The sequence below is a fragment of the Pseudomonas sp. PICF6 genome (genome assembly GCF_009831705.1).
Classification (GTDB): Bacteria; Pseudomonadota; Gammaproteobacteria; order Pseudomonadales; family Pseudomonadaceae; genus Aquipseudomonas; species Aquipseudomonas rhizophila.
In genome coordinates, this window is the sequence record NZ_WUUD01000022.1 from 262,555 (window position 1) to 268,729 (window position 6,175).

General features: G+C 57.8%; 4 protein-coding genes and 1 pseudogene. 2 read left to right on the plus strand and 3 right to left on the minus strand.

Annotation, left to right across the window (positions count from 1 at the left end; all coding sequences use genetic code 11):
- Positions 1–55 precede the first annotated feature (55 nt).
- Positions 56–1,018 carry a zinc-binding dehydrogenase gene (locus GSM73_RS15580; RefSeq protein ID WP_160893136.1) on the minus strand — a complete coding sequence of 321 codons (963 nt, stop codon included), beginning with the start codon at positions 1,016–1,018 and terminating at the stop codon, positions 56–58.
- 139 nt (positions 1,019–1,157) lie between these two features.
- Here GSM73_RS15580 and GSM73_RS15585 point away from each other — a divergent pair, with 139 nt between their 5' ends.
- Both GSM73_RS15585 and GSM73_RS15590 read left to right on the plus strand, forming a co-directional pair.
- Entirely contained in the window at positions 1,158–3,236 is a 2,079-nt protein-coding gene (locus GSM73_RS15585) for a carboxy terminal-processing peptidase (RefSeq protein WP_173407522.1), read from the plus strand.
- Positions 3,237–3,366: 130 nt separating this feature from the next.
- On the plus strand, positions 3,367–5,154 hold the full coding sequence (locus GSM73_RS15590; protein ID WP_160893138.1) for a bifunctional diguanylate cyclase/phosphodiesterase: 1,788 nt from the start codon (positions 3,367–3,369) through the stop codon (positions 5,152–5,154).
- Between the two features lie 52 nt (positions 5,155–5,206).
- Here the strand turns inward: GSM73_RS15590 and GSM73_RS15595 are convergent, their stop codons facing one another.
- A complete protein-coding gene (locus GSM73_RS15595; RefSeq protein ID WP_160893140.1) occupies positions 5,207–5,629 on the minus strand; it encodes a hypothetical protein in 423 nt (140 codons plus the stop codon).
- A 15-nt stretch (positions 5,630–5,644) separates the two neighbouring features.
- Positions 5,645–6,175: pseudogene (locus tag GSM73_RS15600) on the minus strand (type IV secretion protein Rhs); the annotation flags it as partial.

Sequence of the window (6,175 nt, forward strand, 5' to 3'; positions counted from 1 at the left end):
ACGTGGTTTTCCACATTCAGGCGGTACCGCAAAGCCTGGGTTCGACTCCCCGGAATCAGCCCAGGCTTTCATCGATCACCAACACCAACTTTCCTGACACCTTGTTGCTCGCCAGCTCGGCAAACGCCGCTTCGGCATCCTTGATCGCAAAGGTCCTGGCCAGTTGCGGGCTCAGGCGTTTGTCGGTGAACAGCGGCCACACCTGGTGCCCCAGCTCACTGATCAGGTCGGCCTTGAACTGATCGTTACGACTGCGCAAGGTCGAGCCGAGCAATTGGATACGCTTGCCCAGTACCTGCGCCAGATCGAGTTCGGTCGAGCGCCCGCCCATCAGGCCGATCAACACCCAACGGCCGTCAACTGACAAAAGTTTCACGTTCAACGCAGCGTAGTTCGCGCCCACCGGATCGAGGATCACATCGAAGGGGGCGAAGTCGTTCAGGCTCTCGAGGCCATCGGTGCGTATCACGCCGCCCTGGGCCCCCAGCGCCTCGCAATAACTCAGACGATCAGCCGAACCGACGCTGACCCAGCACGGGTTGCCAAAGGCCTTGCACAACTGGATCGCGGCCGAACCGACACCGCTGGCCCCGGCGTGCAGCAGCACTTTTTCCCCCGGCTTGAGTGCAGCCAGCTGAAACAGATTGAGCCACGCGGTGCTGTAAACCTCAGGCAGCGCGGCCGCCTCAGCCAGGGATAACCCTTCGGGCACCGGCAGGACATGCCGGCCATCGACCACCACCTCTTCGGCCATCCCGCCGCCGGCCAGCAGGGCGCAAACGCGATCGCCAATCTGCCACGAGGAGCCCGCTCCGACCTCGCTGATCACCCCGGAGCACTCCAGGCCCAGCACCTGACTGGCACCGGGCGGCGGCGGATAATGTCCGGCCTTTTGTAACAAATCGGCTCGATTCAGACCGGCGGCCGCCACACGGATGCGGACTTGCCCTACATCACACGTCGGACTTGGCTCATCTGCCCATACCACTTGGCCTTCAACGCCTTGCAATGCTTTCACGGTGCCTCCATAGTGAGTCTCGACTGGGCCCGCTGCTGTAACGCCGGGCTTTCTTGCATTATGCGCCCGGGCCACATGGAACCGGCGACTTCAAAGACGGCCTAATATGCGTTATCAATTGTCCCTGCGTCGAATCAGCATGAAGCACCTGTTCCCCAGCACCGCCCTCGCGCTTGTCATTGGCCTCGGTCTGTTGCCGCTGTCGAGCGATACGTTCGCAGCCAATAGCTGGGACAAGCTTCAGCCCGATCGCGACGAGGTGATTGCCAGCCTCAACGTCGTTGAATTGCTCAAGCGCCATCATTACAGCAAGCCGCCGCTCGATGACGCGCGCTCGGTCATCATCTACGACAGCTACCTGAAGCTGCTTGATCCCTCGCGCAGCTATTTCCTGGCCAGCGACATCGCTGAATTCGACAAGTGGAAAACCCAGTTCGACGATTTCCTCAAGAGCGGCGACCTGAACGCCGGGTTCATCATCTACAAGCGCTACCTGGATCGCGTGAAGGCGCGTCTGGATTACACCCTTGCCGAGTTGAACAAAGGCGTCGACAAGATCGACTTCAATACCAAGGAAACCTTGCAGGTGGATCGCAAGGACGCCGCCTGGCTCAGAAGCACCGCTGAACTTGACGACCTGTGGCGCAAACGCGTCAAGGACGAAGTGTTGCGCATGAAGATCGCCGGCAAGGACTCCAAGCAGATCCAGGAAACCCTGACCAAACGCTACAAGAACCAACTGGCCCGTCTGGACCAGACTCGCGCCGAAGATATCTTCCAGGCGTACATCAATACCTTCGCCATGTCCTACGACCCGCACACCAATTATCTGTCGCCCGATAATGCGGAAAACTTCGACATCAACATGAGCCTGTCCCTGGAAGGCATCGGCGCGGTGCTGCAGAGCGACAACGATCAAGTGAAGATCGTGCGCCTGGTGCCGGCAGGACCTGCCGACAAGACTAAACAGGTCGGCCCGGCGGACAAGATCATTGGTGTCGCCCAGGGCAACAAGGAAATGGTCGACGTGGTCGGCTGGCGCCTGGACGAAGTGGTCAAGCTGATCCGCGGCCCGAAAGGCTCGGTGGTGCGCCTGGAAGTCATCCCGGCCAGCAATGCGCCGAACGACCAGACCAGCAAAGTCGTGGCCATCACCCGTGAAGCGGTGAAGCTGGAAGAGCAGGCTGCAAAAAAATCTGTCCTCAAACTGAAACAGGACGGCAAGGACTACAAGCTCGGTGTGATCGAGATCCCGGCTTTCTATCTGGACTTCAAGGCCTTCCGCGCCGGTGATCCGAACTACAAGAGCACCACGCGCGATGTGAAGAAGCTACTGACCGAGTTGCAGAAGGAAAAAGTCGACGGTGTCGTCATCGACTTGCGCAACAACGGCGGCGGCTCCCTCCAGGAAGCTACGGAACTGACCAGCCTGTTCATCGACAAGGGCCCGACCGTGCTCGTGCGTAACGCCGATGGCCGCGTGGATGTGCTCGAGGATGAAAATCCGGGGGCGTTCTACAAAGGCCCGATGGCCTTGCTGGTCAACCGTCTGTCGGCATCGGCCTCGGAGATCTTCGCCGGCGCCATGCAGGACTATCACCGGGCACTGATCATCGGCGGCCAGACCTTCGGCAAAGGCACCGTGCAGACCATCCAGCCGCTCAACCATGGCGAACTGAAGCTGACCCTGGCCAAGTTCTACCGGGTTTCCGGCCAGAGCACCCAGCACCAGGGTGTACTGCCGGACATCGATTACCCGTCGATCATCGACACCAAGGAAATCGGTGAAAGCGCCCTGCCCGAGGCCATGCCGTGGGACACCATCCGGCCTGCGATCAAGCCGGCGGTGGATCCGTTCAAGCCATTCCTGGCGCAACTCAAGTCCGATCATGACGCTCGCACGTCCCAGGACGCGGAGTTTGTCTTCATCCGCGACAAGCTGGCTTTGGCGCAAAAGTTGATGCTGGAGAAAACCGTCACCCTCAACGAAGCCGAGCGTCGCGCACAGCATGCCGACATCGAAGCCAAGCAACTGACCATGGAAAACCTGCGGCGCAAGGCCAAGGGTGAAGAGCCGCTCAAGGAACTGAAGAAAGAGGATGAAGACCTGATCGCCGAGCCGGAAAAAACCAAACCGGAAGACGATGCCTACCTGAGCGAGACCGGTCGTATCCTCATCGATTACCTGAAACTCAACACGGCGATTGCCAAGCACTGACATGATGGCCATTTAATGCTGACGCTCCCCGGAGCGTCATCAAACTGACATCATTCTGTCGTGAAATACAGGACCGGGCGCCCCCTTGAACGGGTGGCGCCCAGTCCTTTTTTTATCGCCAGAGATTGCCATGACCACGACAGAACAGCTGAGTGCCTTGAGTTCGATCCTGGCTCAAAGCGGTTTACACAGCCTGTTCCAACCCATCATTTGCCTTTCCGAACGGCGCATCGTCGGTTATGAAGCCCTGACCCGGGGCCCGTCCAACAGCCCGCTGCACTCGCCCATCGCCCTACTTTCGGTGGCCCGCCAGGCCGGACGCCTCAGTGAGCTGGAACTGGCCTGCCGACGCAGCGCCTGCCAACGTTTCAATGAGCAGAAACTGCCGGGCAAGCTGTTCCTCAACGTCTCGCCCGAATCCCTGCTCGAAGCCGCCCACCAGACCGGACGCACCTTGCAACTGTTGCAAGATTTCGGCATCCCGCCCAGCCAGGTGGTGATCGAACTGACCGAACAAACGCCGATCGATGACTTCCAACTCCTGCAAACCGCCCTGCATCATTATCGGGCCATGGGTTTCTCCATCGCCCTGGACGATCTGGGCGCCGGGTATTCGAGCCTGCGGCTGTGGTCCGAATTGCGCCCCGATTATGTGAAGATCGACCGGCACTTCATCGATGGTATTCACCAGGATGCCCTCAAGCGCGAATTTGTCGGCTCGATCCTCAAAATCGCCCGGGCTTCCCGCGCCCAGGTGATTGCCGAGGGAATCGAACTGCCGGAAGAACTGGCGGTATTGATAGAGATGGGCGTCGACCTGGTTCAGGGTTATCTGCTCGCTCGCCCACAGGAGCAGCCCTCCCGTGACGCCAGGGCGCTGATGCCCCGGCAGGACGCCGGCGCGGTGGCATTGACCGACGAAGTCAACGACCTCGGGGCGCTGCTCAACGAACAACCGGCGGTGGCCCACGACACGCCGACGGCCAGCGTGCTGGAGGCGTTTCGACGCCAGGCCAACCTCAACTCCCTGGCGGTACTGGACGATCAGGAGCAACCCTGCGGCATCGTCCATCGTCACTCCCTTTCGGATGCCTTGCTCAAACCCTTCGCCACCGACCTGTTCGCCCGCAAACCCATCAGCCGCCTGATGAGCGATGACTTCCTGGCGGTGGAACTGAACCAGTCGTTGCAACAGGTCAGCCGCCTCATCACCAGCCGCGCCCGACAACGCATCGAAGAAGACTTCATCATCACCCTCAACGGCAGCTACCTGGGCCTGGGCCGGGTGATCGACGTGCTCAAGCTCATCACCGAACTGAAAATCCAACAGGCCCGCTACGCCAACCCGCTGACCCTGCTGCCGGGTAACGTGCCGATCCAACAATGCCTGACACGCCTGCTGCAACAACGACAGGAATCAGTGATCTGCTACGTGGACATCGACAGCTTCAAACCCTTCAACGACATCTACGGCTACGGTCGCGGCGACGAAGTCCTGCTGTGCCTGGCCCAATGCCTGAACGAACGCATCGATCCCAGCCGCGACTTCGTCGGTCACATCGGCGGCGACGACTTCCTGCTGGTCCTCGGTCCGGAAGACTGGCGCAAACGCCTGAATCAACTACTGAGCGACTTCCAGACCCACTGCCGCCGCTTCTACCGCCCCGAGCATCTGGAAGCCGGCTGCTTCACCGCGCTGAATCGGCAGGGCGTTCGACAGGAATTTGCCTTGCTGTCGCTGTCGATTGGGGTGGTGCATTTGCGGGCTGAGGCCTGTGGGGAACTGGATGCCAGCCAGTTGGCGGAACTGGCTTCGCAGGCCAAGCATCATGCCAAGGAGATTTTGGGGGGGAGCGTGTACTTGGTTGATGGTTTGGCTGGGCGGGAGGCTGTGGTGGGGTTGGGGTTGTCGGTGTGAAGATGGGCTCCCCATATTAGAACGATTTACAGCCACATTACCCGTCTTAGCATCACCACGTTGACGAATCTTCCGTGGCAGCCATTAAAATATCTGTTTTCCAGATATCATTAACGATAGTAAAAATATCTTCGAAGAAGCTACGGGGTGTATGAATCTCGGCTGCGGACCACGGCGAAGCTGAAGGTTCGTTTGTTTCGTAGTCATACTCAAAAGATGCACCAAAATCATAAGATGGGTTCGCCAATGCCTTCTCTAGCTCTTTAACAAGCAAAAACTTATGTCTGTACGACAGATACTCCTGATCTTTTATTATGTAATTTTTTATTATGCATTCCCGCCCCTTCTTACTATTTGGATCAAGCCTTAATAATTCATCTTTAGAATTTTTATCCTTGTATTCCACGTCAAGCCCAGCCAAAAGCGAATCAACAGTCGGCTTGTAAGGTAGCGTGGTGAATGGTGCTGTCAACATGATTGTTCCCTCATACTAATCAATAGGAAAACCAGTGAAAGGTCGATCCGTGTGGACTTTATCAAACTTGATTTCTGCACCGTTCATATTTTCGTTAAAAATTGGATTTTGTCTGTCCCTTCTATTGGGCTTATATCCCCGACCGGCCCCGGGCATCTTCACTCTGACAATTGGATTCTGTTCCCTGTCGAAGCCTGTGTGAGCGGGCAGGCCCCGAGTTTTTCTTGTCAAAGCCTCGTTGAGCGCATGCATTTGTATTCGCCAACTCTTGAATTGGGAGCTTTTATTTAGCCTCCCTGGAGTCCCAGTTATTGGGTCTGTGCCGTCTATCGCTCGTTGCCTCAATACGACGTCAGGAATTTCAGGTCCATGTTTTTCTATGGTGTGCATTCTGTATTTTCTTTGAGTCTCTACAACTCGTCGTTTAGCATTTTCTTCAGAAAGCACCTCAATTCTTGCCCGCCGCCGCTCCGCCGTCATCGGCAGCGCCGGCTCACCCTCATCCACCCCAACCTTAGCCGCCGGATCCTGACTACCAACCGCCGA

Excerpts from the sequence above, each read along its gene's own strand:
- GSM73_RS15585 (WP_173407522.1), top strand. The coding sequence starts at position 1,158 with ATGAAGCACCTGTTCCCCAGCACCGCCCTCGCGCTTGTCATTGGCCTC.
- GSM73_RS15590 (WP_160893138.1), top strand. The coding sequence starts at position 3,367 with ATGACCACGACAGAACAGCTGAGTGCCTTGAGTTCGATCCTGGCTCAA.
- GSM73_RS15595 (WP_160893140.1), bottom strand. The coding sequence starts at position 5,629 with ATGTTGACAGCACCATTCACCACGCTACCTTACAAGCCGACTGTTGAT.